We start from the raw sequence: 26,969 nt of genomic DNA on the forward strand, positions 1-26,969 counted from the left end.
CCGATCCGAAGCCCCTCCACGGCCGCTCCGGAGGACGTTCGCTGCCCTCTCCCGCCCGCCCGTCCGCCGCCCGCTGTTCGAATACCCGCCGGGTTACGGCTGCCCTCCACAGATTTGGTGACTTTCTTCCGTCCACATCCTGGGGACTGTGAAGTTGTCCAGATCGTGTCCACAGGCGCTGCAGGTGAGGGACGATCAGACCAGGTCAGGTGCTTGTGGATTCGTGGACAAAAGATCTCCACAGGCTGTGGACAAAACCGTGATCCACAGGCTTGGGACGAAGTTGTCCACCGACAACCCACAGGCTGGGGGCGGTTGTCCCCAGCGATCTCCAGCTTCTCCACACCGCTGTCCACTGTTCGGCAACGCAACGCGCCACCTCACCGTGTCGAGTGAAAGGCGTCACACGAAGGTGCCGGGTTGGGCTGTGGGAAAGGTGGGTAAAGCTGGGGACGGCGCTGGGGAGAAGTGGCCCTCGGCTGTGCATGGGGTGTGCAGAACTTTCCGTTCTCCACAGAAACCCGAGGTTGTCCACCGCCGTCGCCCACAGGGTCGGTGGACAAAATTCCTGCCCTGAGCTGCGAAAACGCGGTTATCCACGGTATCCACAGCCCCTACTACTACTAGCAACTAGAGAGAGCTGGGAAACCGTTTCGAAGCGGGGCCTGTGCACAACTCGCGCTTCGTCGCCCGACAGCCCCTCGTCACGACTTGACCCCGATAGGCACCTACTGTCAGTGCCGTGCGTCAGACTGTTCCCCGGATGTCCTTCCCCTCACAGGGACCGACGACACCGAGACAGACGACGAAGCCAGGCAGGCCGAGAAGCGCCGGCAACAGCAGGAGGCGGCAACAGTGAAGATCCGGGTGGAACGCGACGTACTCGCGGAGGCAGTGGCCTGGGCGGCACGCAGCCTTCCGGCCCGTCCGCCGGCGCCGGTCCTCGCCGGCCTCCTGCTGAAGTCCGAGGAGGGGCAGCTCAGCCTGTCCAGCTTCGACTACGAGGTCTCCGCGCGCGTGTCGGTCGACGCGGAGATCGAGGAGGAGGGCACGGTCCTCGTATCGGGCCGACTGCTCGCCGACATCTGCCGTGCGCTTCCCAACCGGCCGGTGGAGATTTCCACAGACGGTGTACGGGCGACGGTGGTCTGCGGCTCCTCCCGCTTCACCCTCCACACACTGCCTGTGGAGGAGTACCCGGCGCTGCCGCAGATGCCGGGCGCGACCGGCACCGTCCCCGGTGAGGTGTTCGCGTCGGCCGCCGCCCAGGTGGCCATCGCCGCCGGGCGCGACGACACGCTGCCGGTCCTCACCGGTGTGCGCATCGAGATCGAGGGCGACACGGTGACGCTGGCGTCCACCGACCGCTACCGCTTCGCGGTCCGCGAGTTCCTGTGGAAGCCGGAGGACCCGGAGGCGTCCGCGGTCGCCCTGGTGCCCGCCAAGACGCTCCTGGACACCGCCAAGGCCCTCACGAGCGGCGACAGCGTGATCCTGGCGCTGTCCGGCTCGGGCGCGGGAGAGGGGCTCATCGGCTTCGAGGGCGCCGGTCGTCGTACGACGACCCGTCTCCTGGAGGGCGACCTCCCGAAGTACCGCTCGCTGTTCCCGACGGAGTTCAACTCCATCGCCGTGATCGAGACCGCGCCCTTCGTGGAGGCCGTCAAGCGCGTGGCCCTGGTCGCCGAGCGCAACACCCCGGTGCGGCTGAGCTTCGAGCAGGGCGTGCTCATCCTGGAGGCCGGTTCCAGCGACGACGCACAGGCTGTGGAGCGGGTCGACGCGCAACTGGAGGGCGACGACGTGTCGATCGCCTTCAACCCGACGTTCCTGCTGGACGGCCTGAGCGCGATCGACTCCCCGGTGGCCCAGTTGTCCTTCACGACCTCCACCAAGCCCGCGCTGCTCAGCGGCAAGCCCGCCCTGGACGCCGAGGCGGACGAGGCCTACAAGTACCTGATCATGCCGGTGCGCCTCAGCGGCTGATCGGCACCGACGAGAACACCGCAGGTCGGGGCATACCGCTCGGTACTTTTGAGCGCGTATGCCCACAGGTGTGCATGACCGTCCGGGTTTAGGCTCGGACACAGGTACGCAAGTGCCTTCATGCCACGTCGCACCTTAAGGAACAACTGATGGAGCTCGGTCTCGTCGGCCTCGGCAAGATGGGCGGCAACATGCGCGAGCGCATCCGCCGCGCAGGCCACACCGTCATCGGATACGACCGCAACCCGGACCTCGCCGATGTCCACAGCCTGGGAGAGCTTGTGGGCAAGCTCAAGAGCCCGCGCGTGGTGTGGGTGATGGTCCCGGCCGGCGCCCCGACCCAGGCGACCGTCGACGAGCTGGCCGAGCTCCTGGAGCCTGGCGACGTCGTCGTGGACGGCGGCAACTCCCGCTGGACGGACGACGAGAAGCACGCCGAGGAGCTGGGCGCCAAGGGCATCGGCTTCGTCGACGCGGGCGTCTCAGGCGGCGTCTGGGGTCTCCAGAACGGCTATGCCCTGATGGTCGGCGGCGACGCCGAGAACATCGCCAAGGTCCAGCCCGTCTTCGACGCCCTCAAGCCGGAGGGCGAGTTCGGCTTCGTGCACGCCGGCAAGGTCGGCGCCGGGCACTTCTCGAAGATGGTCCACAACGGCATCGAGTACGCCATGATGCAGGCCTATGCCGAGGGCTGGGAGCTCCTGGAGAAGGTCGACTCGGTGACGGACGTCCGCGAGGTCTTCCGGTCCTGGCAGGAGGGCACGGTCATCCGGTCCTGGCTGCTCGACCTGGCCGTCAACGCCCTGGACGGCGACGAGCACCTCGACAAGCTCAAGGGCTACGCGGAGGACTCCGGCGAGGGCCGCTGGACCGTCGAGGCCGCCATCGACAACGCCGTGCCGCTGCCCGCGATCACGGCCTCCCTCTTCGCGCGGTTCGCATCGCGCCAGGAGGACTCGCCGCAGATGAAGATGATCGCGGCGCTGCGCAACCAGTTCGGCGGCCACGCGGTCGAGACCAAGTAATCCACAGATCCACAGGCCCCGGCCCGTGGATCCACAAGCTGGGGGAGGTCGGCGAACGACCATGCACGTCACGCATCTGTCGCTGGCCGACTTCCGCTCGTACGCCGGGGTCGACGTCCCGCTCGACCCCGGCGTCACCGCGTTCGTGGGCCCGAACGGCCAGGGCAAGACCAACCTCGTCGAGGCCATCGGCTATCTCGCCACCCTGGGCAGCCACCGCGTCTCCTCCGACGCCCCGCTGGTCCGTATGGGCGCCGACCGCGCGATCATCCGGGCGCAGGTCAGACAGGGCGAGCGGCAGCAACTGGTCGAGCTTGAGCTGAACCCCGGCCGCGCCAACCGCGCCCGCATCAACCGGTCCTCGCAGGTCAGACCCCGTGACGTGCTGGGCATCGTACGGACCGTGCTGTTCGCGCCCGAGGACCTCGCCCTGGTGAAGGGGGATCCCGGGGAGCGGCGGCGTTTTCTCGACGAGCTGATCACCGCGCGGTCTCCGCGCATGGCCGGTGTGCGGTCCGACTACGAGCGGGTGCTCAAGCAGCGCAACACCCTGCTGAAGTCGGCCGCGTTGGCGCGTCGGCACGGCGGGCGGTCGATGGACCTGTCCACGCTCGACGTGTGGGATCAGCATCTCGCGCGCGTGGGGGCCGAGTTGCTCGCCCAGCGCCTCGATCTGATCGCGGCGGTGCAGCCCCTCGCCGACAAGGCGTACGAGCAACTGGCGCCCGGCGGTGGGCCGTTGGCCCTGGAGTACAAGCCGTCGGCGCCCGGTGAGGCGCACACGCGCGAGGATCTCTACGAGCAGTTGATGGCGGCGATCGCCGAGGCGCGCAAGCAGGAGATCGAGCGGGGCGTCACCCTCGTAGGGCCCCATCGGGACGATTTGATTCTCAAACTCGGTCAGATGCCCGCCAAGGGATATGCCTCGCACGGGGAGTCCTGGTCGTACGCGCTGGCGTTGCGGCTGGCGTCGTACGACCTGCTCAGGGGTGAGGGCAATGAGCCGGTGCTCGTGCTCGACGACGTGTTCGCCGAGCTGGACACGCGCCGTCGGGAGCGGCTGGCCGAACTGGTGGCGCCCGGCGAGCAGGTGCTGGTGACGGCCGCGGTCGACGACGACGTGCCGCACGTGCTGGCGGGGACGCGGTACAGCGTGGCGGAGGGGGCGGTGGAGCGCGTATGAGCACCGACAGGCCCGCTGCGGGGGAACCCGCGCCCGAGAAGGCCCCCGAGCCCTCCGGCGTCGACCTCGCGCGCGTGGCGTTGCGCGCCGCGAAAGAGCAGGCACGCGCGCGTGGGGACGCGGCGCAGCAGAAGAAGCAGGCGCGGCGCGGTGGCCTGCGCTCCGGCGCGCGCGCCGACGGCCGTGACCCGATGGCGCTCGGCGCCGCCATCAACCGGCTGCTGAACGAGCGCGGCTGGGAGACGCCGGCCGCGGTGGGCGGTGTGATGGGCCGCTGGCCGCAGATCGTCGGCGAGGATCTGGCCAACCACTGCGTACCGGAGAGGTACGACGAGGACGAGCGGGTGCTGGTCGTGCAGTGCGACTCCACGGCCTGGGCGACCCAGTTGCGGCACCTCACGCCCACGCTGGTGGCCAGGCTCAACGAGGACCTGGGGCACGGCACCGTACGGATGATCAAGGTGCTCAATCCCGGCGGACCGCCCCGCCGCTACGGCCCGCTGCGGGCTCCGGGCAGCACGGGTCCCGGCGACACCTATGGGTGACTGACATCACAGCGCGGGTCTCGGCGGGTGAACGGACGCGGTTGCGAACAGCGACCTGACCCTTGAGTAGCAAAGGGTTGACACCCGGAAGCGCTGAGTGCCTCCGTGAGCCTCTTTGAGCCCCGTTCCGCATATGGGGAGTCGGGAGAGACCGGTTGAGGGCGGCACATGAGGACTCAGGTACCGGCAAACCCCCATCCATGTCGGCGCTACCGGTAGACTGGAAGCAATCCCGCCCCACTTGTGGGACACACACCGAGCAACGCTGACTAAGGCTTACCAACGCAACACGCCGCAGCCGCTCCGGCCAACCGCCGGGTGCCTGGCTTGTGCTGTGCCAGAAAGGGCGCTTCGTGGCCGATTCCGGCAACCCCAACGAGAACATCCCGTCCACCGACGCCGGCGCCAACGGCGGGGCTCACACCTCGAACGGCGAGGTCACCGCCTCGTACGACGCCAGCGCCATCACCGTCCTCGAGGGTCTGGACGCGGTTCGCAAGCGACCCGGTATGTACATCGGCTCGACCGGCGAGCGCGGCCTGCACCACCTCGTGCAGGAGGTCGTCGACAACTCCGTCGACGAGGCGCTGGCCGGACACGCGGACACGATCGACGTCACGATCCTTCACGACGGCGGCGTGCGCGTCATCGACAACGGCCGAGGCATCCCGGTGGGCATCGTCCCGTCCGAGGGCAAGCCCGCCGTCGAGGTCGTGCTGACGGTGCTGCACGCGGGCGGCAAGTTCGGGGGCGGCGGTTACGCGGTCTCCGGCGGTCTGCACGGCGTGGGCGTGTCCGTGGTGAACGCGCTGTCCAGCAAGGTCGCCGTCGAGGTCAGGACCGAGGGCTACCGCTGGACGCAGGACTACAAGCTGGGCGTCCCCACGGCCCCGCTCGCGAAGCACGAGGCCACGGACGAGACCGGTACGTCGGTCACCTTCTGGGCCGACCCGGACATCTTCGAGACCACCGAGTACTCCTTCGAGACGCTGTCGCGGCGCTTCCAGGAGATGGCGTTCCTCAACAAGGGTTTGACGATCAAACTCACTGACGAGCGCGAGCTGGCGAAGGCCACGGCCGGTGCCGACGAGGCGGGTGCGGACGAGAAGGACGAAGTCAAGACCGTCACGTACCACTACGAGGGCGGCATCGTCGACTACGTGACGTACCTCAACTCCCGCAAGGGAGACGTGGTGCACCCGACCGTCATCGACCTGGAGGCGGAGGACAAGGACAAGAGCCTGTCCCTCGAGGTCGCGATGCAGTGGAACAGTGGTTACACCGAGGGTGTGTACTCCTTCGCCAACATCATCCACACGCACGAGGGCGGCACGCACGAAGAGGGCTTCCGGGCCGCGCTGACGTCACTGATCAACAAGTACGCGCGCGACAAGAAGCTGCTCCGCGAGAAGGACGACAACCTCACGGGCGACGACATCCGCGAGGGTCTGACCGCGATCATCTCGGTGAAGCTGGCCGAGCCGCAGTTCGAGGGTCAGACGAAGACCAAGCTCGGCAACACCGAAGCGAAGACCTTCGTGCAGAAGGCGGTCTACGAGCACCTCAACGACTGGTTGGACCGCAACCCGAACGAAGCGTCGGACATCATCCGCAAGGGCATCCAGGCGGCCACCGCGCGCGTGGCGGCCCGCAAGGCCCGCGACCTCACCCGTCGCAAGGGCCTCCTGGAGACGGCGTCCCTGCCGGGCAAGCTGTCCGACTGCCAGTCGAACGACCCCACCAAGTGCGAGATCTTCATCGTCGAGGGTGACTCCGCCGGCGGCTCGGCCAAGTCCGGCCGGAACCCGCAGTACCAGGCGATCCTCCCGATCCGAGGAAAGATCCTCAACGTCGAGAAGGCCAGGATCGACAAGATCCTGCAGAACCAGGAGATCCAGGCACTGATCTCCGCCTTCGGCACCGGAGTCCACGAGGACTTCGACATCGCCAGGCTGCGCTATCACAAGATCATCCTGATGGCGGACGCCGACGTCGACGGACAGCACATCAGCACCCTGCTGCTGACCTTCCTGTTCCGCTTCATGCGGCCGCTGGTCGAGGCCGGGCACGTGTTCCTGTCGCGTCCCCCGCTGTACAAGATCAAGTGGGGCCGTGACGACTTCGAGTACGCGTACTCGGACCGCGAGCGCGACGCCCTGATCGAGCTGGGCCGGCAGAGCGGCAAGCGCATCAAGGAAGACTCGATCCAGCGCTTCAAGGGTCTCGGCGAGATGAACGCCGAGGAGCTGCGCATCACCACGATGGACCAGGAGCACCGCGTCCTCGGCCAGGTCACCCTGGACGACGCCGCGCAGGCCGACGACCTGTTCTCGGTCCTCATGGGCGAGGACGTCGAGGCGCGCCGCCAGTTCATCCAGCGCAACGCCAAGGACGTCCGCTTCCTCGACATCTGAGTCGGTCTCAGCTGACCGCATCAGGAAGGATCTTCACCAGCAATGGCCGACGAGAACACTCCCAGTACGCCTGAAGAGGGCGTCATCGCCCAGCGCGTCGAGCCCGTCGGGCTCGAGACGGAGATGCAGCGCTCATACCTCGACTACGCGATGTCCGTCATCGTGTCGCGAGCCCTGCCCGACGTCCGTGACGGCCTCAAGCCCGTCCACCGCCGCGTCCTGTACGCCATGTACGACGGCGGCTACCGGCCCGAGAAGGGCTTCTACAAGTGCGCCCGCGTCGTCGGCGACGTCATGGGCAACTACCACCCGCACGGCGACTCCTCGATCTACGACGCGCTGGTCCGCCTCGCGCAGCCGTGGTCGATGCGGATGCCGCTGGTGGACTCGAACGGCAACTTCGGCTCCCCGGGCAACGACCCCGCCGCCGCCATGCGCTACACCGAGTGCAAGCTGGCGCCGCTGTCCATGGAGATGGTCCGTGACATCGACGAGGAGACCGTCGACTTCACGGACAACTACGACGGCCGCTCCCAGGAGCCGACCGTCCTGCCGGCCCGCTTCCCGAACCTGCTGATCAACGGCTCGGCGGGCATCGCGGTCGGCATGGCCACCAACATCCCGCCGCACAACCTCCGTGAGGTCGCGGCGGGCGCCCAGTGGTGCCTGGAGAATCCGGAAGCTTCGCACGAGGAGCTCCTTGACGCGCTGATCGAGCGCATCAAGGGCCCCGACTTCCCGACCGGCGCGCTCGTCGTCGGCCGCAAGGGCATCGAGGAGGCGTACCGCACCGGGCGCGGCTCGATCACCATGCGCGCGGTCGTCGAGGTCGAGGAGATCCAGAACCGCCAGTGCCTGGTGGTCACCGAACTCCCCTACCAGACCAACCCCGACAACCTCGCGCAGAAGATCGCCGACCTGGTGAAGGACGGCAAGGTCGGCGGCATCGCGGACGTCCGCGACGAGACGTCGTCCCGTACCGGCCAGCGCCTCGTCATCGTCCTCAAGAGGGACGCGGTCGCCAAGGTCGTACTGAACAACCTCTACAAGCACACGGATCTGCAGTCGAACTTCAGCGCCAACATGCTGGCCCTGGTCGACGGTGTGCCGAGGACCCTCTCCCTGGACGCGTTCATCCGGCACTGGGTGGCGCACCAGATCGAGGTCATCGTCCGCCGTACGAAGTTCCGGCTGCGCAAGGCCGAGGAGCGGGCGCACATCCTGCGTGGCCTCCTGAAGGCCCTGGACGCCATCGACGAGGTCATCGCGCTCATCCGGCGCAGCGACACCGTGGACATCGCGCGTACGGGCCTGATGGGCCTCCTGGAGATCGACGAGATCCAGGCGAACGCCATCCTGGAGATGCAGCTCCGCCGACTGGCCGCCCTGGAGCGCCAGAAGATCATCCAGGAGCACGACGAACTCCAGGCGAAGATCACCGAGTACAACGCGATCCTGGCCTCCCCGGTCCGCCAGCGTGGCATCGTCAGCGAGGAACTCGCCGCGATCGTCGAGAAGTTCGGCGACGACCGCAAGACGATGCTGGTGCCCTTCGACGGCGACATGTCCATCGAGGACCTCATCGCCGAAGAGGACATCGTCGTCACCATCTCGCGCGGCGGCTACGTCAAGCGCACCAAGGCGGACGACTACCGCTCCCAGAAGCGCGGCGGCAAGGGCGTACGCGGCACGAAGCTCAAGGAAGACGACATCGTCGACCACTTCTTCGTGTCGACCACCCACCACTGGCTGCTGTTCTTCACCAACAAGGGCCGCGTCTACCGCGCGAAGGCGTACGAACTCCCCGACGCCGGCCGGGACGCGCGCGGGCAGCACGTCGCGAACCTGCTCGCCTTCCAGCCGGACGAGGCGATCGCCGAGATCCTCGCGATCCGTGACTACGAAGCGGCGCCCTACCTGGTCCTCGCGACCAAGGGAGGGTTGGTGAAGAAGACGCCTCTGAAGGATTACGATTCGCCCCGCTCCGGCGGTGTCATCGCGATCAACCTCCGTGAGACGGAGGACGGTTCCGACGACGAACTGATCGGCGCCGAACTCGTCTCGTCCGAGGACGATCTGCTGCTGATCAGCAAGAAGGCACAGTCGATCAGGTTCACGGCGACGGACGACGCACTGCGCCCCATGGGGCGTGCGACCTCCGGTGTCAAGGGCATGAGTTTCCGCGAGGGCGACCAGCTTCTCTCGATGAATGTTGTTCGACCCGGTACGTTCGTGTTCACTGCCACAGACGGCGGGTACGCGAAGCGCACCGCCGTCGACGAGTACCGCGTCCAGGGTCGCGGCGGCCTGGGTATCAAGGCCGCCAAGATCGTCGAGGACCGCGGTTCTCTCGTCGGCGCGCTGGTGGTCGAGGAGACCGACGAGATCCTCGCCATCACGCTGTCCGGCGGTGTGATTCGTACGCGAGTCAACGAGGTCAGGGAGACGGGCCGTGACACCATGGGCGTCCAACTGATCAACCTGGGCAAGCGCGATGCCGTCGTCGGTATCGCTCGTAACGCCGAGGCGGGATCCGAGGCGGAGGAAGTCGTCGGCGACGAAGCCGTCGACGAGACCACCGAGGGTGTCGCGACCACCGGCACGGACGAGGGTGACGCACCCTCGGTCGAGTAGCACGAGGAGAGAGTCATCGTGAGCGGAGCCACGGGCGCCGGATCGACCGGTACGGACACGGACGGCGGCGGCCGTGGCTCCGCCGCGAACGCGACAGATCCGCACACGACCCAACTGCGTGCGATCGACGTGAAGAAGGCCGACTCGCACGCGCCCGACACGCATGGATCCCAGGGGGGAACTGTGACGGACACCCGAGGTCCGGGCACCCAGCAGCAGTCCGCTGGACCGGGCCCGGCCGCACCCGGCGCGAAGGCTCCGGCCCAGGGGCAGCAGCCGCCCCCGCCGGCCGCACCGGCCGCGCCGCCGACGGGGTCCCCGCTCCAGGGTTCTCCGCTACCGGGTTCGCCCCTGCCCGGTGAGCGTCAGCCGCAGCAGGCGGCGGGGCCGTACCACCCGCCGCAGGCCTATCCCACGCAGGCGCCCGCCGCCCAGAGCGGTGCCGTACGGCGTCCTCGTACGGGTGCGCGGACGGCGCCCCGCACCCGCAAGGCGCGGCTGCGGGTGGCGAAGGCCGACCCGTGGTCGGTGATGAAGGTCAGTTTCCTGCTCTCCATCGCGCTGGGCATCTGCACGGTCGTGGCGTCCGCGGTGCTGTGGATGGTCATGGACGCGATGGGGGTCTTCTCGACGGTCGGCGGCACGATCTCGGAGGCGACCGGCTCGAACGAGTCGAACGGCTTCGACCTGCAGTCCTTCCTGTCCCTCCCGCACGTCCTGACGTTCTCCGGGATCATCGCGGTCATCGACGTCGTCCTGGCCACGGCCCTCGCGACGCTCGCCGCGTTCATCTACAACCTCTCCGCCGGCTTCGTCGGCGGCATCGAGCTGACGCTCGCCGAGGACGAGTGAGAAGCCGGACGAGAACGCGGGTGTACGGGGGTTGAAACCTCCCCCGGCGGTCCTGTGACTATCGATTTTGGGACTGCCCATGTCGTGCGCTAATCTTCAGGAGTCAGCGCGCGGGACACACTCCGCAGAGCGCGGCGGGGCTATAGCTCAGTTGGTTAGAGCGCATCCCTGATAAGGATGAGGCCACAGGTTCAAATCCTGTTAGCCCCACCAGCCAGAAGACCCCCAGCCGATCAGGCTGGGGGTCTTCTGCCATCCTCGGTAGCGTGACGGCATGGATGAACCCCGGATCAGGGTGTACGGCTCAGCCACCGAAATCACCGTCGCGGGCAATGCCGCCGGGCTGCTGGAGCTGGCCGAGCGGCTCGTAGGTCTCGCCGATCCCGAGCTCCGGAGCGGCTACCACGAGCACCTTGACAGCGGCATCGACCTCGAAGACGGCTCGATCAGCCTGATCCTGGAACGCGATGACAAGCTCTAGGACGCATCCCGACCCGGCGTCATGATGCGTGCCGCACCCACTGGTCATCGCCGCGACGGCGGTCTTCAAGTCTGTTGCGGCGGTGGGGCGTTGCTGATTCGATCCCCGGATGACAGAGATCAAGGAGCCCTGGGGGCTCAGCGTGCTCGGTGCGGGGCACGTGTCGGCGGAGCCCCGGATCGCCCAGGCAAAGCTCGCGGTCGACCTCCTGGCCGCGACACCCAAAGAAGCCTTCGAACAGGCTGGAGCAGCAGTGGTCAGGCTGCGGACCGTGCTGCGTGAGCATGGAATACCCGACTCCGACGTCTCCGGATCGCGTCTCGCCCTCCAGTCGGAATTCAAGGGCTACGGCGCGGAGCGGGCGTTCGTCGGCTATCGCTGCGAGGCGACGTACATCGTGCAGACCGAAGACCTCGACCGGCTCGAGCTTCTGATAGAGGACGCCGTCCGAGCCGGCGCGAACCGGGTCGACGAGGTGCGCTTCGACGTGCTGGACAAGCCCGCGCTCCGGGACGAGGCCCGCCGCAGGGCAGTCGGGGCCGCACGGCGCAAGGCCGAGGTCTACGCGGATGCCTGTGGTGTGCGGCTTGGCCCTGTAGTGCACATTCAGGACGTTGATCCGGAATCGGTCGGGCTGCGCAGTCATGGGAGCCGTATCGGAGGCGATCCCGAATCCACCGGTGTCTTCGCTCCCGGGGCGGTGCGTGTCGAGGCCGCTGTGCTGCTCGGCTTCGGTCTGTTGCCTGACTAGGAGCTTCCCGGCAAGCACGAAGACCCCCGACCGGTTGCGGTCGGGGGCCTTCGGAGTGCTGAGGGTTTCCGGGGTCCTCTGTGTCTTCTCTGAAGCGTTGTACGCAAGTTCGCCGCTGTGTCAGAGGGGGCGGGTGGTCGGGCAGGTCGGGTGAGGCAGGCGACGGGTCGGGCAAGGCCGTCGAGACGTCGCGGGCCGGGGAGCGGGCGCCGGGATCAGCGCTGGAGCAGGCACCCGGATCAACGCTGGAGCAGGCGCCGGGATCAGCGCTGGAGCGGAGCGCCCGGCTCGGCGTGGTCCGGCTGCTGAGCCTGGTCCACGGCCTCCGCAGTCTCCGTGGCCTCGTCCGTGTCTGTCGGCGGGCGGTGGCGGCAGCTCGGGGTCTTGCCGTGGGCCTCGGCGCGGATGCGCTGCTTCATCGTGGGGGGCAGGGACCTGGTGAAGGTCCAGGGGGAGAGCGCCGGTGTCGTCTCCTGGGCGACCGCGCTCGTGCTCGTCGCCTCGGACCGCGGAGTCGCGGCGGCGGCCGCCGCGGTGACCGTGATGAGTCCGAGCGCCGTGCACAGCGCGAGGAAGCCGGTGACGAAGGCGTTCCACAACTTCATGACCTTGATCTGGGCCATGGCCCCTCACTTTCAGGTTGGGCGATTTGCGTACTTTCCTCATGATGTGTATGGAGGTCGCGAAGTGGTGGACCGACGCCCATGGCGCGTCGGTGTTCTGATGAACACCACTCGGATGGGTGCAAGGAGCCTGAAAATGGCCGAAGATGCGCGAAAGGCGGGCGAAGTAACCGTCCGTGGGGGTGTGATCACCCTCCGATCGGAGCGGTCGCATCCACTTCTACTGCGCTGTCCCGGGCGGGAGTTGGCCCCGGACGCAGGTCACCGATCGGTCTCGGTCGGTGTGTATAGTCGGGCGCCAGAGGTCCCCTACGTCAAGGAAAGACGAGGTCGCGCGGTGAAGAAGCTTCTCCTGGTCGCACTGGCCGCCATCGGCGGGCTCCTCGTGTACCGCCAGATCCAGGCGGATCGCGCCGAGCAGGATCTGTGGACGGAGGCGACCGACTCCGTGCCCACGGGTTCGTGAGTACCGAGATCCAGTTCTGAGCACGCCCCGGCCGCCTTGCGGTCGGGGCTTTGTGTTGCGCCCCCGCCGCCGTGCGGCTACGGCCGCCACGACCCGGGAGTTTCGGACGCTCGCACGGATTGCCCGGATGCCACGCGCGCGTGCGGGGCAGGATGGGCCACGTCCGGAGCAACGACGAGGGGTGGCGCGTGATGGGGCGGCGTACGGCGTGGTGGCGGACACGGATACAGGGCGGTCGTACGCCCGTCTCCGGGGCCGTACGACGTGTCGTGGTGCTCGCCGCGGTGCTGTGCGCGACGGTCGGTCTCACGGGCCGGCCCGCCATGGCGGCCGGGTCCCCCGGAGCCTACGGCTACGACCAGGGCGACCGGGTCGTGGCCGGAGCGACCGGCACCGCCGACGCCGAGGAACTGAAGGTCGGCGGGACGTACCGGAGTTCTCTCCCCAAAGGCGCCGGCGTCTACTACGGCCTCGATCTCGACCCCACGTCGAACGCCTACGTCTCCGTGACCGCCGTGCCTCCGGCGGGCACCACGGTCGCCGCCACCGACGGCATCAAGGTGTCGATGCAGAACGCCCAAGGCACCGCCTGCACCCACCGGAGCGCCACCTTCGGCGCGGGCAGGAGCCCCCACCCCGTGGCCGCCTGGGCCGTGCGGGAGGCCGGCAAGATCCTGTGCAAGGGCAGCGGCAAGTACTACGTGTTCGTCCAGCGCGTCGACGCGGCGGACTCCTCGCCGGACACCTGGGGCCTGGAACTGACGGCGGTGTCGGAACCCTCTCTGGCACAGGCCGGCACGACCAGCCCGCCCCAGGACTGGAACTCCGCGTCGCCCGAGGCCGTCACGGGGGAGGCCCGGCACCGTGCGGGCGGTTCGGGCTTCGCAGGGGCGGTCGCCGTCGGGCAGGGCGCGTGGCGGGACGACATCGCGCCCGGCCGGACCCTCTTCTACAAGGTGCCGGTCGACTGGGGCCAACAGCTTTCCGTCACCGCCGAGTTGGGTGCCACGGACGGCGGCAGCGGCTATGTGACCCGCGCGCTGGACCTGGCCCTCTACAACCCCGTGCGCGGCTCCGTCGACCAGGCGGGCCTCAGCTACCAGGGCAGCGAGAGATCGGTGGCACTGGACTCTCTGCCACCCGTCGAGTACCGCAACCGCTACTCCGTCGTCGACCACGAGAACGGGATGCGCTTCGCCGGGTCGTACTACCTCGTCGTGCACCTCGATGCGCAGGTGGCCGACGATTTCGGCCAGGGGCCGTTCCCGGTGACGCTGCGCGTGCGCGTCGCCGGTACGGCGCACGCCGGTCCCGGGTACGCGGCCCGGCCCGATCCCCGGAACATCTTCGAGGTCACCGCACAGGACCGCGAGGCGGCCGCCGCGGGGGGCGCCGGAAGCCTCGGAAGTGCCGGGAGCGCCGGTAGCACCGGGGGAGGCGGCGACACCGCGATGAAGGTGCTCGCGGTGGCCGGGATCGGCGGGGGCAGCGTGCTGCTGGCGACGCTCGGCGTGTGGACGGTGTCGGCCCGGCGCCGGGCTTCGACGACCGCCCATTGACTTCTCCGCGACTTCCCCGCGCTGTTCAGATGCGGGTCAGATGCGGGTCAGCGCCCAGAACCCCACCGCGTAGCAGGCCAGCGCGAGCAGTAGGACCGGGATCGCCACCTTCGCGGGCGGCCCGGGACGGCGCCGGGCCCGTCTGCCGCGGTGCTGCGCGACCGGCGGCGCGGAGGGCGGAACCTGCGGGACCTGAGCGGTGTACGAAGCAGTGGAGGGATCGGCACGCGGCTGCTGGACCATCTGCCGCGCCTCGTACGCATGGTCCGCCTGCTGTACGTACGGGGCCCGCGGGGGCGGCAGATGGAAGCTGCCGGTGTCCGACATCGAGGACGGAAGGGGGACAGGTGGGGAAGCCGGGGGTGCCGGAGTCGGGGTCGGAGTCGGGGTCGGAGTGGGAGTGGGGGTCGGCCGGGCGACGACGCCCTGCCGAGGATCCGCGGGGACGGAGTCCGTGCCGGGCCAGGCCGAGTCGAGCGCTTGGCCGTTGGTGCCTGCACCGGTGCCGAGGTCGTTCTCGGGTTCGGGGGACGCCGATGATCTTCCGGCCGGCGTGGCGGATGTCGTCGCCCCCGTGTCCACCCCGGAAGCCCGCTGCAGCGGCCCCTCGGGCGCGAACCCCGAAGGAAGCGGCCCCACTTGGTCGAAGATCTCGATCAACTCGTCGTCGGGGCCCGGCTCCGGCAGAAGTTCCGCGGCTGCGGCGAGCGCCTTGCGCGCCCCCGTGGCCGTGCGGAAGCGGGCCTGCGGATCGGGCTGCAGCAGCGTCGCCACGACCTGCCACAGCGGCTCGGGAATCCCCTTGGGCGCCCCCGGAGTCCCATGCTCGGCGAAGTACTGCACCAGCGCCTTGGAGTCCGGCTTGGCCCCCTCCAGCAGATACAGCGCCACCAGTCCTACGGCGAAGAGGTCGGCGGGGAAGTCCGGTTCCGCGCCCATCATCTGCTCGGGCGCGAGGTAACCCGGCGTCCCCACCACGAGGTTGGTCTCCGTCAGGCGTGCCTCGCCGAGCCGCATCGCGATGCCGAAGTCGGACAGGCGCAGGCGGGGACGGGCCGTGCCGGTGGCTTCGAGGAGCAGGTTCGCGGGCTTGATGTCCCGGTGCACGACACCTTCCGCGTGCACGGCGGCGAGTCCGGAGAGGAGCTGGTCGAGCAGCGTGCAGACGAACGCGGGGGGCAGGGGACCGTAGTCCCCGATGAGATGGACGAGCGAACCGCCGGCCACCAGGTCCATGGTGAACAGGACTTTGTCGTCGTCGGCGGCCCAACTGGCCGGTGCGAGCACATGGGGGTGGTCGATCCGCAGCGCCTGTTCCCGTACGAAGCGCAGCAGGGAGTGCGCGTCGCTCTGCTGCAGGACCTTGGCCGCCACATAGCGGCGACGCCGGTGGTCCCAGGCGCGCCAGACCGCGCCGACACCACCGCGCCCGATCGGGTCGACCAGTTCGTACCGGCCGGCGAAGACCTCACCCATGGCTGTGCGTCGCTCCTCCCCCTTCGGCTACCCCCGTTGCTTCCCCCGAGACGAGCGACACGACTCCCCCTCATGGCACTTCCTGGCACTTCCTCGCGGCTGTTCCGCACGTGCTTCCGGTGAGCGGCACGACCCCCTCGTGCCCCTCGCCGACCGCGTGCCCGGCTGCCGAACCCCCGATCGGCGGCCGGGCCGTGGGGCTCAGCTCTGGTGGGACTGGTAGTGCGCGACCGCGTCGGAGGTGCGGCCGGCGCCGTACACCCGGAGGAACTCTGCCAGTTCGGGGTGGGTCGGGGCGAGGGTGTCCGCCGCGTCGATGATGTCGCCCGCGGCGGCCACCGAGCGCAGCAGTGACTGGATCTCGCGGACCACTCGTTTGACCGTGGGCGCTCCCGAACTGCTCGTCGTGGTCGTGGTGTTGCTCAGCACCGAACCCCCCTGGGACTTCTTGATCTCGTCCATGCGCTCGGTCGCCTCGGCCGCGCTCACGCTGCCGTCCGCGACCTGCCCCGCCAGGTCCTGCAGCAACTGCACCCGCTGCACCACCGCGGGATTGCCGATCTTCGCCCGCTGACCGCTCATCAACTGGGACAACATCGGCGCGGACAGTCCCAACACCCCCGCGAGACGAGCCTGGTTGAGCCCAAGATCGTCGATGAGCTTACGGAAGAGCGCCCCCAAAGGCTCTCCGTACCAATTCCGCTGCAGCTCCCGCGCTCTGGCGGTGGCTTCCTGCTGTGCGGCGTCCATTGCGTCTCCCCATCGCTTCCCCAAAACCGCGGTTCGCTCTAGCGAACCACGACGAGCATCTTACGGAGAGTGGTCGTTCACCGGGACCCCCAAATTTTTGCGAGATACCCGGGGTGACCCGGTACGCTGGTCTCCGAAGCTCATCGGTGTGTGGTTCTACCGGTAGGGGCTTCTCTAGCGGGGCCTTAGCTCAGTTGGTAGAGCGCTGTCTTTGCATGGCAGATGTCAGGGGTTCGACTCCCCTAGGCTCCACATCCCGCACCGGCCGGTCGCCCTCAGTGGCGTCCGGCCGGTGTTTCTTTGTGCCCGGTAGGTGACGTGCGTCACGCAAAGGGCGACTCTTCGTTGCAGTTGTTTGCGCAAATACCGGTGCCGGACGGAGGGTGAGGGGCGTCGCGTCGACGATCGGCGTGATGTGGCGAAGGTGTGCCCGCGTGTGCGGGAGGTGTGTGAGCTGGTGTGAATACAGCCGTGTAATCAGGGGTGTGCAGTCCGTTAAGGGAGTCTGTGCGCTGCTTGTACACCTGGGCCGTTGCAAACGTCATCGCAGGCAACTTGCGTACATCAAGGAATCAAGGCCGTTCGGATACGGCCGCGAGGTGACGGATGTTCCACGTGAAACATCGCCGTGGGGCAGGAGACCCTCAAGTCTCCTGCCCCACGGCGGTGTTGAAAGTGCGTCGAACGTCAGCGGTGGTCGTCGTTCTCCGCGGCCTCGTCCTCGGCCTGCTTCGCCTCGACCTCGGGGTCGAGCACAGCCTCGGGGCTGCCGTCCACCGCGGCGAGCCGCCCCGACTCGGGCACCTCGGTCGCGGCGGGCGGTTCGACCAGCCAGTCCGGGTTGGCCTGCTTGTCCCACCACTTCCAGGCGGCGAAAGCGCCGCCCGCCAGGATGCCCAGTACCGCCAGCCCCTTCGCGAGACGGCCGGCCCTCGCCCGCCGCTCGTGCTTGCGGACCAGCTTCTGGATCTCCTTGGGCGAGACCTGGCCGCGCAGCGCGGCGAGCGCGGCCGCACCGCGCGCGGCGGCCTCGTCCTTGACCGGGCCCGCGGCGGCGACCGCCTGCTCGATCCTCGGCCGTGAGTACTCGGCGGCCTGCTGGGCAGCCCTGCGGGTACGGACGGCGGCTTCCTGGGCGGCCTGGTCGACCTTCGGCGGTACATGGGTGCGGGCCTGTTCCAGGCGTGGCACGACGTGGGCGCCGTACTGGACGCGGGCCTGGTCCGCGGCCAGCGACACCTTGGGCGCGAGTCGTACGCGTGCCTCATGGGCGTAGTACGAGGCCCTGTCCTTGGCCGTGTCGGCGTAGGGCGCCACCACTTCCGCGGCGTGCAGCACGCTGTCCTTCGCCGATCCGGTCGCGGAGCGCACGCTGTCGATGCGGGTCACGAGTTCCTCCTCCTCGGTGGCGTACGGTTCTTCGTCTATCCACCCAATTACGGATCATGCCTGCCAGAGGGCTACCGGGCATGTGAGGGCGGGCATCCGGGTCACGATCACGTGCAATACGGATGAATCCGGGGGAACGGGAGCTTGTCGTCGACAATGCCACGGATCCCCGGCCGGTGCCCCTGCCCGGGACCCACTCGGCCGGTTTTCTGCAAGCGGATCCTGTGGAAAGGCCCTGAGCGAAGGTCGTCGGGCGACGCGGCACGGCGAGCGTGCGAGGATCTGTGAGGTCACCGGAAGACAACGGAAGGCAGATCGTGGCTGAGCAGCTTTACGCCACCCTGAAGACCAACCTTGGCGACATCGAAGTCCGGCTGCTGCCGAACCACGCGCCCAAGACGGTCAAGAACTTCGTCGAGCTCGCCACGGGTGAGCGTGAGTGGACCAACCCCGAGACCGGTGTGAAGTCCACGGACAAGCTCTACGACGGCACGGTCTTCCACCGGGTGATCAGCGGCTTCATGATTCAGGGCGGGGACCCGCTGGGCAACGGCACGGGCGGCCCGGGCTACCAGTTCGAGGACGAGTTCCACCCGGAACTCCGGTTCGACAGGCCCTACCTGCTGGCCATGGCCAACGCCGGGCCGGGCACCAACGGCTCGCAGTTCTTCGTCACCGTCTCCCCGACGGCCTGGCTGACCCGCAAGCACACCATCTTCGGTGAGGTCACCGACGCGGCGAGCCAGAAGGTCGTGGACACCATCGCGGCCACGAAGACCAACCCGCGCACCGACCGCCCGGTCGAGGACGTCGTCATCGAGTCGGTCGTCGTCGAGACCCGCTAGATCGCAGCTCGGCACCGGCCCTTACCGCCGGGAACCAAACGCCCCGTTCATCCGTAAGGATGGGCGGGGCGGTGCATTGCGTACGAAGGATTGAGGGGACCCCATGGAACAGGCGCCAGGCAGCCCGCAGGGCCCGGAGGAGCAGCGGCCCCAGGATGCCCAGGGCCTGCCGGGCTGTTATCGCCACCCGGACCGTGAGACCGGCGTCCGCTGCACCCGTTGCGAGCGTCCGATCTGCCCCGAGTGCATGGTCAGCGCGTCGGTCGGTTTCCAGTGCCCCGAGTGCGTCCGCGGCGGCTCCGGCACAGGTCACGCCCCGACCGCGGCCCAGCCCCGCACGATCGCCGGCGGCACGGTGGCGGCGGATCCGCGGCTCGCCACCAAGATCCTGATCGGCGTCTGCGTCGCCGCGTATCTGGTCCAGCGGGTCGTGGGGGATCGCTTCACCGAACACTTCGAACTCCTCGGCCAGGCGTACGTCCCGCTCTTCGGCTCCGTCGAGGGTGTCGCCGAGGGCCAGCCGTACCGGTTGCTGACCGCGATGTTCCTGCACGGCAGCCCGATCCACATCATCTTCAACATGATGAGCCTGTGGTGGATCGGCGGCCCTCTGGAGGCGGCCCTCGGCCGTGCCCGCTATCTCGCCCTGTACTTCGTCTCGGGCCTCGCGGGCAGCGCGCTCACCTATCTCATCGCGGCCCCGAACCAGCCTTCGCTCGGTGCCTCCGGTGCCATCTTCGGGCTCTTCGGGGCGACCGCCGTCCTGATGCGCCGGCTCCGGTACGACATGCGGCCGATCATCGCCCTGCTGGTGATCAACCTCATCTTCACCTTCGGCTGGGCCAACATCGCCTGGCAGGCCCACATCGGTGGCCTGGTCGCCGGAGTCATCACCGGCTACGCGATGGTCCACGCCCCGCGTGAGCGGCGGGCCCTGATCCAGTACGGCACGTGTGCCGTCGTCCTGGTCGTCGTCGTGGTGTTGACGCTGATCAGGACGGCTCAGCTCGGCTGATATCAAACCGTTGTCCACAGTGCGTGGCGGATCTTGTGCATACCGTGGAGAAAAGCTGCACCCCCTGTCACCGACCCGTGTTTGTGCAGGTCAGGCAGGGGGCGAACAGGCTTGCGGTTGCCGGTGTGTCAGTCACACCAGCGTCAACACCCGGTGGGTTATCCACAGATCGTCGTTCTTTTTCCCCAGGCTCGCTGTGGATACTTCTCTGGCCTGTGGATAACTCAGCGGAAAGCCGTGGGCAGAGCTGCGTTCACCGGGTGGCAGCCGCAGCTTCCGCCGCTACTTCCACTGCGTGGAGACGCCGAACCCGGCGGCGATGAAGCCGAAGCCCACCACGATGTTCCAGTTGTCCAGGCTGTCGATGGGCATGGAGCCGTCGGTGACGTAGAAGACGACGATCCAGGCCAGTCCGATGACGAACATGGCCAGCATGACCGGAGCGACCCAGGCACGGCTGTTCAACTTGATGGCGGTCGCCGTCTTCGCCGGCGGCGGCGTGTAGTCGGCCTTCTTGCGGATACGTGACTTCGGCACGAGGGTCTCTCCTGTCGATGCGCTGCGTGGCCGCGCAGGGAACTGGGGCGGGCTCCGGGGCAGCGTACAAGGGGACACTGAGTGCTCCCCCGGGCGTCCGTTAGCGTAGTGCTTCCGCGGCGCCGAAGGAGATAAGGGTACGTTGAGCAATTCTGCCGACTCCCCCGGGACGGGTACCAGTCCTGCCGGTATCCGCCGTTTCCGTCCCGTGCGAATTCTCACGGTGGCCGTCTTCGCCCTCGCGGGACTCATCTTCTTCACCAGTTTCAACACGGCCAAGGGCACCAACATCCGCACGGACGCCTCCCTGCTGAAGCTGTCCGACCTCATCCAGACCCGCAGCCAGAAGAACGGCCGGCTGAACGACGCCAACGGGGTCCTGCGCGACGAGGTCGACGCCCTCCGAAAGGAGGACGACACCAGCACGGGCGCCGATGACGAGAAGCTCACGAAGCTGGAGCGGAGCGCGGGCGCGCAGCAGCTCAAGGGCAAGGCCGTCACCGTCACCCTCAACGACGCCCCGCCCAACGCCACCGCCAAGCTCCCCGGCTACCCCGAGCCGCAGCCCGACTACCTCGTCATCCACCAGCAGGACCTCCAGGCCGTGGTGAACGCCCTGTGGCAGGGCGGCGCCCAGGGCATCAAGGTCATGGACCAGCGGCTGATCTCGACCAGCGCCGTGCGCTGCGTGGGCAACACCCTGATCCTCCAGGGCCGGGTCTACTCACCGCCGTACAAGATCACGGCCGTAGGGGACCCGGAAAAGCTCCAGCAGGCGTTGACGGCGTCCAAGGCGATTCAGAACTACATGGTGTACGTCGACGTCTACGGGCTCGGGTGGAAAGTGACCGACGACGGGACGGTGACTCTTCCCGGGTACTCGGGCACAGTGGATCTGCACTACGCGAAGCCAGTGGAGTAGGCGTCCGTACGGGAGCTGCCGGTGCGCATGATCGTCAGGAGCGTCAGCGAACTCTGCGTCACCGTAGGCACCCTGATCGTCCTCTTCGTGGTCTACGTCCTCTTCTGGACCGGCGTGAAGGCCGACCACACGATGAGCGACCAGATCCACCAGTTGCAGGACCAGTGGGCGCAGCAGACCGCGCGCCCGAAGGTGTCCGCAGCGCCCTCGCCCGTTCCGGCGAAGCCGGCCGCGTACAAGGACGGCAAGCCCTTCGCGATCATGTACATCCCGCGGCTTGGTTTCACGTGGAACAAGCCCGTCCTCGAGGACACCGACGTCAGCACCCTCAAGAAGGGGCTCGGCCACTACGCCGGCACCGCGCGGCTGGGGCAGGTCGGGAACTTCGCGGTGGCGGGGCACCGGCGGACGTACGGCAACCCCTTCGTGAACTTTCCGGAGCTGCGCGTGGGTGACGCGGTGGTGCTGACGGACGGGACCACCTGGTTCACGTATCGGATCGACAAAGGGCCTTACAAAACAGTGCCCACCGACATTGAGGTGATCGATCCTGTGCCACGTAAGTCCGGGTACACGGCTTCGGGCCGCTATCTCACGCTGACCACGTGCGATCCGGAGTGGGGGCACAGCCACCGGCTGATCGTCTGGGCCCATCTCGACTCCACACAGCCTGTGGAGGCCGGGAGACCAGCCGCGCTGCGCCGTTAGTCTGGTGACGTACGGCGTGAGTCTGGTGCCGTGGCGCGACGGAAGGGACGGCATGTACGGCTGGATCTGGCGGCATCTGCCGGGGAACGCGTGGGTGAGGGCGCTGATTTCGCTTGTCCTGGCCCTGGCCGTCGTCTACATCCTCTTCCAGTACGTCTTCCCGTGGGCCGAACCGCTGCTGCCCTTCAACGATGTGACGGTGGACAACCAGTGAGCGCACGGATTCTCGTCGTCGACAACTACGACAGCTTCGTCTTCAACCTGGTCCAGTACCTGTACCAGTTGGGCGCCGAGTGCGAGGTGCTGCGCAACGACGAGGTGTCGACGGCGCACGCCCAGGACGGCTTCGACGGCGTCCTCCTCTCGCCCGGCCCCGGCACCCCCGAGGAGGCCGGCGTCTGCATCGAGATGGTGCGGCACTGCGCCTCGACCGGGGTACCCGTCTTCGGCGTCTGCCTCGGCATGCAGTCGATGCAGGTGGCCTACGGCGGCGTCGTGGACCGCGCCCCCGAACTGCTGCACGGCAAGACCTCGCTCGTCGAGCACGAGGGCAGGGGCGTCTTCGCCGGACTGCCCTCGCCCTTCACGGCGACCCGCTACCACTCGCTGGCGGCCGAGCCGGGCACGGTCCCGGCCGAGCTGGAAGTCACCGCCCGGACGCACGACGGCATCATCATGGGCCTGCGCCACCGCCGACTGCCCGTCGAGGGCGTCCAGTTCCACCCGGAGTCGGTGCTCACCGAGCACGGACACCGGATGCTGGCCAACTGGCTGGTGGAGTGCGGCGACCAAGGTGCCGTGGCGAGGTCGGCGGGGCTCGCCCCGGTGGTGGGCAGGGCCACGGCGTGACCGCGCTGCGCCCCGAGCGCGAGTCCGAGGCCTCGTACGGGGAGCAGGCGTACGGGGAGCAGGGCGGGTTCGAGCAGTGGCACGGCGCGCAGGCGCAGGGTGCGCCCGGGGTGCCGTACGGTCCGGTCGACGAAGAGACCGTGGCGCTGCGGATAGCCGACCTCTCGCCGGAGCGGACGGGCCACGGCAGGTCCATATCGGCGTCTGACGCCCCATCCGCCTCTTCCGCCACAGGAACCCCCACAGGCGGGCGTGCGGCCCGCAGAAAGGCCGCCAAGGGGCGGCACGGGCGTCATGGGGCCGGTGGGGCGGCCGATGAGTCCGCGGAGAGTGCCGAGAACGCGGCACCAGGAGCGGGCGCACCCCTCTCGCGCGTCGAGGCGCGACGGCGGCAGCGGGCGAACAAGCCGGGGCCCGCGGTCGTCGCGAGCCGGGCCATCGGCGAGGTGTTCATCACCACCGGTGTACTCATGCTGCTGTTCGTCACCTACCAGTTGTGGTGGACGAACGTACGGGCGCACGCGCAGGCCGGCAGCGAGGCGAGCCAGCTCCAGAACGACTGGGCGAGCGGCAAGCGCGCCCCCGGCGAGTTCTCGCCGGGGCAGGGCTTCGCCATCCTGCACATCCCCAAGCTGGACGTGGTCGCGCCGATCGCCGAGGGCGTCAGCAACAAGAAGGTGCTCGACAAGGGCATGGTCGGGCACTACAGCGAGGGCGAGCTCAAGACCGCGATGCCGGACGCGAAGACCGGCAACTTCGCGCTCGCCGCGCACCGCAACACCCATGGCGAACCGTTCCGGTACATCAACCAGCTCAAGCCGGGCGACGAGGTCGTCGTCGAGACCCAGACCACGTACTACGTCTACAAGATGACGAAGACGCTGCCCGTGACGTCGCCGAGCAACACCAGCGTCATCGACCCCATCCCCAAGGGCTCGGGTTTCACCAAAGCCGGCCGCTACATCACGCTGACGACCTGTACGCCGGAGTTCACCAGCAAGTACCGGCTGATCGTCTGGGGCAAGATGGTCGAGGAACGGCCGCGCAGCAAGGGCAAGCCGGATGCGCTCATCGAGTAGGGGCAGATGAACGTGGCAGCGACCACCGACGACACCGAAGAGCAGACCGACACGCCCGCGTCACCACCGGACCGCCCGCGCGGCGCCGGCCCGGTCGCGACGGCGGTCAGCGTCTTCGGTGAACTCCTCATCACGGCGGGCCTGATCCTCGGGTTGTTCGTCGTCTACTCCCTGTGGTGGACGAACGTCGTCGCCGACCGCACGGCCGACAAGCAGGGCGACAAGGTCCGCAACAACTGGTCCAAGGACAACGACAGCGGTCCGGGCGCCCTCGACACCAAGGACGGCATCGGCTTCCTGCACGTGCCCGCGATGAAGAACGGCGAGGTGCTGGTCGAGAAGGGCACCGAGACGAGCGTCCTGAACGACGGCGTCGCCGGCTACTACACCGACCCCGTCAAGGCCGCCCTCCCCACCACGGGCAAGAACGGCAACTTCACCCTCGCCGCCCACCGCGACGGCCACGGCGCCAAGTTCCACAACATCGACAAGCTCGAGAAGGGCGACCCGATCGTCTTCGAGACGAAGGACAAGTGGTACGTCTACAAGGTCTACGACATCCTTCCCGAGACCTCGAAGTACAACGTGAAGACCCTCGCCCAGATCCCCACGGAGTCCGGCAAGAAGAAGGCCGGCCACTACATCACGCTGACGACCTGCACGCCGGTGTACACGTCCCGGTACCGGTATGTGGTGTGGGGCGAGCTGGTCCGCGTCGACAAGGTGGACAGCGCGCGGACACCGCCGAAGGAGCTTCGCTGACGGCGGGGCCGTAGCGCACCGTACGTACGAAAGAGCCCCGGCACCCTTCTCAGGGTGCCGGGGCTCCGTCATGTCGTACCGGTGCCGCTATCCGGAGTTGCCTCCGAAGAAGCCACCGCCACCGTTGTTGTTGCCGTTGCCGGTGCCCACGCTGGTGAGGGTGATCTGCGTGTTGCCGGGGTTGTCCACCTGGTTGCCCGAGCCCGGGTCCTGCTGGGTCACGATCGCGTTGTCGCCCTGATCGCTGTTGTCGGCGAACTGGATGTTGGTGAAGCCGTTCTGCTGCAGGATCTGCTTGGCGTTCGCCACCGTCTGGCCGACGACGTTCGGGACCTGGGTCTGGGAGACCTTGCCGATCTGGATGTTGACCGACGAGTTCTTGTCGACCTGTGTCCCGGCCGAGGGCGAGGTCGTGACGACCTTGCCGTTCAGGTTCGTGTCGGTGGTCGCCACCTCGGTGCAGTTGCCGACGAGGTCGTTCTGCTGCATCTGCTTCTTGGCGTCGTCACAGCTCTGACCACTGACGTCCGGGACCGTGGACTTCTCCTGGGCCTTGGCGACGGTCAGGGTGATGGTGGTGCCCTTCTGGACCTCCGCGCCGAGTGCCGGGTTCTGGTCCAGAACAGTGCCCGGGTCCTCGCCGGACACCTTCTGCTGTGTCTTCACGACGAACTTGTACTTGTCGCCCTCGAGCGTCGAGGTGGCGTCGTCGACGTTCTGGCCGACGACACTCGGTACGACGACCTTCGGGGCCCCGGTCGAGACGACCAGGTTGACGGTGTCGCCCTTGTGGACGTCGGCGTTCGGCTTCGGGTCCTGTGAGCAGACGCTGCCCTTCGGCGCGTTCTCGCAGGCCTTGCGGGTGGGTTCCGCCAGCTTCAGGCCGGAGTTGACGGCCATGGTCTTCGCGGTGTCGTAGGTCTGGCCGACGAAGTTCGGAGCCGCGAACGGCTTGTCCGCGCCCCCGCTCCCGCTGAACGCCCATTTCCCGATCAGGATCGCGCCCACCAGAACCAGTACCGCCGCCACGACCAGCAGGATCGTCGAGGTGTTCGACTTCTTCTGCTGGCGGCGCCGGTCGGGGCGGTCGTCGTAGCCGAAGCCGCCGTCGTCCGGGTTCATCGGGGGCAGCATCGTCGTGGCGCCGGCACCCGCGTCGGAGCGCAGGGCCGTGGTCGGCTGGTCGTCGCCGTAACCGCCGTAGCCGACCGAACCCATCGCCGCCGTCGCCGCGACCGGCTGGCCGTCGAGGCAGGCCTCGATGTCCATGCGCATGTCGTCGGCGGACTGGTAGCGGTAGTTGGGGTCCTTGACCAGGGCCCGCAGGACGATCGCGTCCATCTCGGGCGTGATCTCGGGGTCGAAGACCGACGGAGGCTGCGGCTCCTCCCGTACGTGCTGGTACGCGACCGCGACCGGGGAGTCGCCCACGAACGGCGGCCGCACGGTCAGGAGTTCGTAGAGGAGGCAGCCCGTCGAGTAGAGGTCCGAGCGGGCGTCGACCTGCTCGCCCTTCGCCTGCTCCGGGGAGAGGTACTGGGCGGTGCCGATCACCGCGGACGTCTGCGTCATCGTCATGCCGGAGTCGCCCATCGCGCGGGCGATGCCGAAGTCCATCACCTTGACCTGGCCGGTGCGCGTCAGCATGACGTTGGCCGGTTTGATGTCGCGGTGGACGATGCCGGCCCGGTGTGAGTACTCCAGGGCCTGGAGGATGCCGATGGTCATCTCCAGCGTGCGCTCCGGCAGCAGCTTGCGGCCGCTGTGGAGCAGCTCACGGAGCGTGGAGCCGTCGACGTACTCCATGACGATGTACGGGATCGAGACCCCGTCGACGTAATCCTCGCCCGTGTCGTAGACCGCGACGATCGCGGGATGGTTGAGCGAGGCGGCCGACTGGGCCTCCCGGCGGAACCGGGCCTGGAAGGAAGGGTCGCGCGCAAGGTCGACGCGCAGCGTCTTCACCGCCACCGTGCGGCCGAGGCGTGTGTCATGGGCGAGGTATACCTCCGCCATGCCACCACGGCCGAGCACCTGGCCCAGCTCGTACCGGCCGCCGAGGCGACGCGGCTCTTCCATAGTTCCCTACCAGCCCTCTCCGTCGGTCCCGACCCGCAC

The 26,969-nt window shown here is 68.2% G+C and carries 25 protein-coding genes and 2 tRNA genes; 21 read left to right on the top strand and 6 right to left on the bottom strand.

Translation table 11 applies throughout. The annotated features are described in order from the left end of the window. Positions 1-855 precede the first annotated feature (855 nt). The 10 genes from dnaN (at position 856) to OG223_RS27005 (ending at position 11,871) form a co-directional block, all read left to right on the top strand. Positions 856-1,986 carry a DNA polymerase III subunit beta gene (gene dnaN, locus OG223_RS26960; RefSeq protein WP_329253713.1) on the top strand — a complete coding sequence of 377 codons (1,131 nt, stop codon included), beginning with the start codon at positions 856-858 and terminating at the stop codon, positions 1,984-1,986. A gap of 149 nt (positions 1,987-2,135) precedes the next feature. After that, a complete protein-coding gene (gnd, locus tag OG223_RS26965) occupies positions 2,136-3,011 on the top strand; it encodes a phosphogluconate dehydrogenase (NAD(+)-dependent, decarboxylating) (RefSeq protein ID WP_329253716.1) in 876 nt (291 codons plus the stop codon). A 61-nt stretch (positions 3,012-3,072) separates the two neighbouring features. Beyond that, positions 3,073-4,194, top strand: coding sequence for a DNA replication/repair protein RecF (gene recF, locus OG223_RS26970; protein WP_329253719.1), 1,122 nt, complete (start codon positions 3,073-3,075; stop codon positions 4,192-4,194). Beyond that, positions 4,191-4,739: a DUF721 domain-containing protein gene (locus tag OG223_RS26975; protein ID WP_329253723.1), complete on the top strand. Its 549-nt coding sequence runs from the start codon at positions 4,191-4,193 to the stop codon at positions 4,737-4,739. Before recF ends, OG223_RS26975 begins: the two co-directional genes overlap by 4 nt. A gap of 353 nt (positions 4,740-5,092) precedes the next feature. Next, entirely contained in the window at positions 5,093-7,153 is a 2,061-nt protein-coding gene (gyrB, locus tag OG223_RS26980; protein ID WP_329253726.1) for a DNA topoisomerase (ATP-hydrolyzing) subunit B, read from the top strand. A 42-nt stretch (positions 7,154-7,195) separates the two neighbouring features. Next, the gene (gene gyrA / locus OG223_RS26985; protein WP_329253729.1) at positions 7,196-9,787 is read left to right on the top strand and encodes a DNA gyrase subunit A; all 2,592 of its coding nucleotides are present in this window, start codon (positions 7,196-7,198) and stop codon (positions 9,785-9,787) included. 18 nt (positions 9,788-9,805) lie between these two features. Then, positions 9,806-10,639, top strand: a complete 834-nt coding sequence (locus OG223_RS26990; protein WP_329253732.1) for a DUF3566 domain-containing protein — start codon at positions 9,806-9,808, stop codon at positions 10,637-10,639. 136 nt (positions 10,640-10,775) lie between these two features. Continuing rightward, a tRNA-Ile gene (locus OG223_RS26995) sits at positions 10,776-10,852 on the top strand. A 61-nt stretch (positions 10,853-10,913) separates the two neighbouring features. Continuing rightward, positions 10,914-11,120, top strand: coding sequence for an Imm32 family immunity protein (locus tag OG223_RS27000; protein WP_329253735.1), 207 nt, complete (start codon positions 10,914-10,916; stop codon positions 11,118-11,120). 109 nt (positions 11,121-11,229) lie between these two features. Continuing rightward, positions 11,230-11,871 carry an SIMPL domain-containing protein gene (locus tag OG223_RS27005; RefSeq protein ID WP_329253738.1) on the top strand — a complete coding sequence of 214 codons (642 nt, stop codon included), beginning with the start codon at positions 11,230-11,232 and terminating at the stop codon, positions 11,869-11,871. A 263-nt stretch (positions 11,872-12,134) separates the two neighbouring features. Here the strand turns inward: OG223_RS27005 and OG223_RS27010 are convergent, their stop codons facing one another. Then, on the bottom strand, positions 12,135-12,494 hold the full coding sequence (locus OG223_RS27010) for a DUF6344 domain-containing protein (RefSeq protein ID WP_329253741.1): 360 nt from the start codon (positions 12,492-12,494) through the stop codon (positions 12,135-12,137). Positions 12,495-12,831: 337 nt separating this feature from the next. On the opposite strand from OG223_RS27010, the gene OG223_RS27015 reads away from it, so the two are divergent. Continuing rightward, the gene (locus tag OG223_RS27015) at positions 12,832-12,960 is read left to right on the top strand and encodes a DLW-39 family protein (protein ID WP_003999697.1); all 129 of its coding nucleotides are present in this window, start codon (positions 12,832-12,834) and stop codon (positions 12,958-12,960) included. 191 nt (positions 12,961-13,151) lie between these two features. Continuing rightward, positions 13,152-14,519 (top strand): hypothetical protein, encoded by a 1,368-nt coding sequence (locus OG223_RS27020; protein WP_329253744.1) that lies wholly within the window; start codon positions 13,152-13,154, stop codon positions 14,517-14,519. Positions 14,520-14,555: 36 nt separating this feature from the next. Here OG223_RS27020 and OG223_RS27025 read toward each other — a convergent pair whose 3' ends face one another. Together OG223_RS27025 and OG223_RS27030 are read right to left on the bottom strand one after the other, a co-directional pair. Then, complete coding sequence (locus tag OG223_RS27025; RefSeq protein WP_329253747.1) at positions 14,556-15,995, bottom strand: serine/threonine-protein kinase; 1,440 nt, start codon at positions 15,993-15,995, stop codon at positions 14,556-14,558. 201 nt (positions 15,996-16,196) lie between these two features. Beyond that, positions 16,197-16,745: a helix-turn-helix domain-containing protein gene (locus OG223_RS27030; RefSeq protein WP_019055167.1), complete on the bottom strand. Its 549-nt coding sequence runs from the start codon at positions 16,743-16,745 to the stop codon at positions 16,197-16,199. A gap of 179 nt (positions 16,746-16,924) precedes the next feature. Between OG223_RS27030 and OG223_RS27035 the strand changes: the two genes are divergently transcribed. Beyond that, positions 16,925-16,997 (top strand) — tRNA-Ala (locus OG223_RS27035). A gap of 435 nt (positions 16,998-17,432) precedes the next feature. On the opposite strand, the gene OG223_RS27040 is transcribed toward OG223_RS27035, so the two are convergent. Further along, positions 17,433-18,134 carry a DUF5324 family protein gene (locus OG223_RS27040; RefSeq protein WP_329253750.1) on the bottom strand — a complete coding sequence of 234 codons (702 nt, stop codon included), beginning with the start codon at positions 18,132-18,134 and terminating at the stop codon, positions 17,433-17,435. Positions 18,135-18,451: 317 nt separating this feature from the next. On the opposite strand from OG223_RS27040, the gene OG223_RS27045 reads away from it, so the two are divergent. Beyond that, entirely contained in the window at positions 18,452-18,979 is a 528-nt protein-coding gene (locus tag OG223_RS27045) for a peptidylprolyl isomerase (protein ID WP_329253753.1), read from the top strand. 103 nt (positions 18,980-19,082) lie between these two features. Further along, positions 19,083-19,994 (top strand): rhomboid family intramembrane serine protease, encoded by a 912-nt coding sequence (locus tag OG223_RS27050; protein WP_329253755.1) that lies wholly within the window; start codon positions 19,083-19,085, stop codon positions 19,992-19,994. Between the two features lie 282 nt (positions 19,995-20,276). Here the strand turns inward: OG223_RS27050 and crgA are convergent, their stop codons facing one another. Then, the gene (gene crgA / locus OG223_RS27055; RefSeq protein WP_019073554.1) at positions 20,277-20,531 is read right to left on the bottom strand and encodes a cell division protein CrgA; all 255 of its coding nucleotides are present in this window, start codon (positions 20,529-20,531) and stop codon (positions 20,277-20,279) included. A 142-nt stretch (positions 20,532-20,673) separates the two neighbouring features. On the opposite strand from crgA, the gene OG223_RS27060 reads away from it, so the two are divergent. From OG223_RS27060 to OG223_RS27085, 6 genes are read left to right on the top strand one after another with little or no spacing between them, the layout of a single operon-like run. Next, positions 20,674-21,453 carry a DUF881 domain-containing protein gene (locus OG223_RS27060; protein WP_329253761.1) on the top strand — a complete coding sequence of 260 codons (780 nt, stop codon included), beginning with the start codon at positions 20,674-20,676 and terminating at the stop codon, positions 21,451-21,453. Between the two features lie 21 nt (positions 21,454-21,474). Next, positions 21,475-22,161, top strand: a complete 687-nt coding sequence (locus OG223_RS27065; protein ID WP_329253764.1) for a class E sortase — start codon at positions 21,475-21,477, stop codon at positions 22,159-22,161. A 4-nt stretch (positions 22,162-22,165) separates the two neighbouring features. Next, on the top strand, positions 22,166-22,375 hold the full coding sequence (locus OG223_RS27070) for a hypothetical protein (protein ID WP_329253767.1): 210 nt from the start codon (positions 22,166-22,168) through the stop codon (positions 22,373-22,375). Further along, on the top strand, positions 22,372-23,010 hold the full coding sequence (locus OG223_RS27075) for an aminodeoxychorismate/anthranilate synthase component II (RefSeq protein ID WP_200676921.1): 639 nt from the start codon (positions 22,372-22,374) through the stop codon (positions 23,008-23,010). The genes OG223_RS27070 and OG223_RS27075 overlap by 4 nt, the downstream gene beginning before the upstream one ends. Then, a complete protein-coding gene (locus tag OG223_RS27080) occupies positions 23,007-24,089 on the top strand; it encodes a class E sortase (protein ID WP_329253770.1) in 1,083 nt (360 codons plus the stop codon). Before OG223_RS27075 ends, OG223_RS27080 begins: the two co-directional genes overlap by 4 nt. 6 nt (positions 24,090-24,095) lie before the next feature. Then, a complete protein-coding gene (locus tag OG223_RS27085; RefSeq protein ID WP_329253772.1) occupies positions 24,096-24,851 on the top strand; it encodes a class E sortase in 756 nt (251 codons plus the stop codon). A gap of 87 nt (positions 24,852-24,938) precedes the next feature. On the opposite strand, the gene pknB is transcribed toward OG223_RS27085, so the two are convergent. After that, entirely contained in the window at positions 24,939-26,930 is a 1,992-nt protein-coding gene (gene pknB / locus OG223_RS27090) for a Stk1 family PASTA domain-containing Ser/Thr kinase (RefSeq protein ID WP_329253775.1), read from the bottom strand. Positions 26,931-26,969 lie beyond the last annotated feature (39 nt).

The organism is Streptomyces sp. NBC_01478 (assembly GCF_036227225.1).
Classification (GTDB): Bacteria; Actinomycetota; Actinomycetes; order Streptomycetales; family Streptomycetaceae; genus Streptomyces.

Excerpts from the sequence above, each read along its gene's own strand:
- gnd (WP_329253716.1), top strand. The coding sequence starts at position 2,136 with ATGGAGCTCGGTCTCGTCGGCCTCGGCAAGATGGGCGGCAACATGCGC.
- recF (WP_329253719.1), top strand. The coding sequence starts at position 3,073 with ATGCACGTCACGCATCTGTCGCTGGCCGACTTCCGCTCGTACGCCGGG.
- OG223_RS26975 (WP_329253723.1), top strand. The coding sequence starts at position 4,191 with ATGAGCACCGACAGGCCCGCTGCGGGGGAACCCGCGCCCGAGAAGGCC.
- gyrA (WP_329253729.1), top strand. The coding sequence starts at position 7,196 with ATGGCCGACGAGAACACTCCCAGTACGCCTGAAGAGGGCGTCATCGCC.
- OG223_RS27000 (WP_329253735.1), top strand. The coding sequence starts at position 10,914 with ATGGATGAACCCCGGATCAGGGTGTACGGCTCAGCCACCGAAATCACC.
- OG223_RS27005 (WP_329253738.1), top strand. The coding sequence starts at position 11,230 with ATGACAGAGATCAAGGAGCCCTGGGGGCTCAGCGTGCTCGGTGCGGGG.
- OG223_RS27010 (WP_329253741.1), bottom strand. The coding sequence starts at position 12,494 with ATGGCCCAGATCAAGGTCATGAAGTTGTGGAACGCCTTCGTCACCGGC.
- OG223_RS27020 (WP_329253744.1), top strand. The coding sequence starts at position 13,152 with ATGGGGCGGCGTACGGCGTGGTGGCGGACACGGATACAGGGCGGTCGT.
- OG223_RS27025 (WP_329253747.1), bottom strand. The coding sequence starts at position 15,995 with ATGGGTGAGGTCTTCGCCGGCCGGTACGAACTGGTCGACCCGATCGGG.
- OG223_RS27030 (WP_019055167.1), bottom strand. The coding sequence starts at position 16,745 with ATGGACGCCGCACAGCAGGAAGCCACCGCCAGAGCGCGGGAGCTGCAG.
- OG223_RS27050 (WP_329253755.1), top strand. The coding sequence starts at position 19,083 with ATGGAACAGGCGCCAGGCAGCCCGCAGGGCCCGGAGGAGCAGCGGCCC.
- OG223_RS27085 (WP_329253772.1), top strand. The coding sequence starts at position 24,096 with ATGAACGTGGCAGCGACCACCGACGACACCGAAGAGCAGACCGACACG.
- pknB (WP_329253775.1), bottom strand. The coding sequence starts at position 26,930 with ATGGAAGAGCCGCGTCGCCTCGGCGGCCGGTACGAGCTGGGCCAGGTG.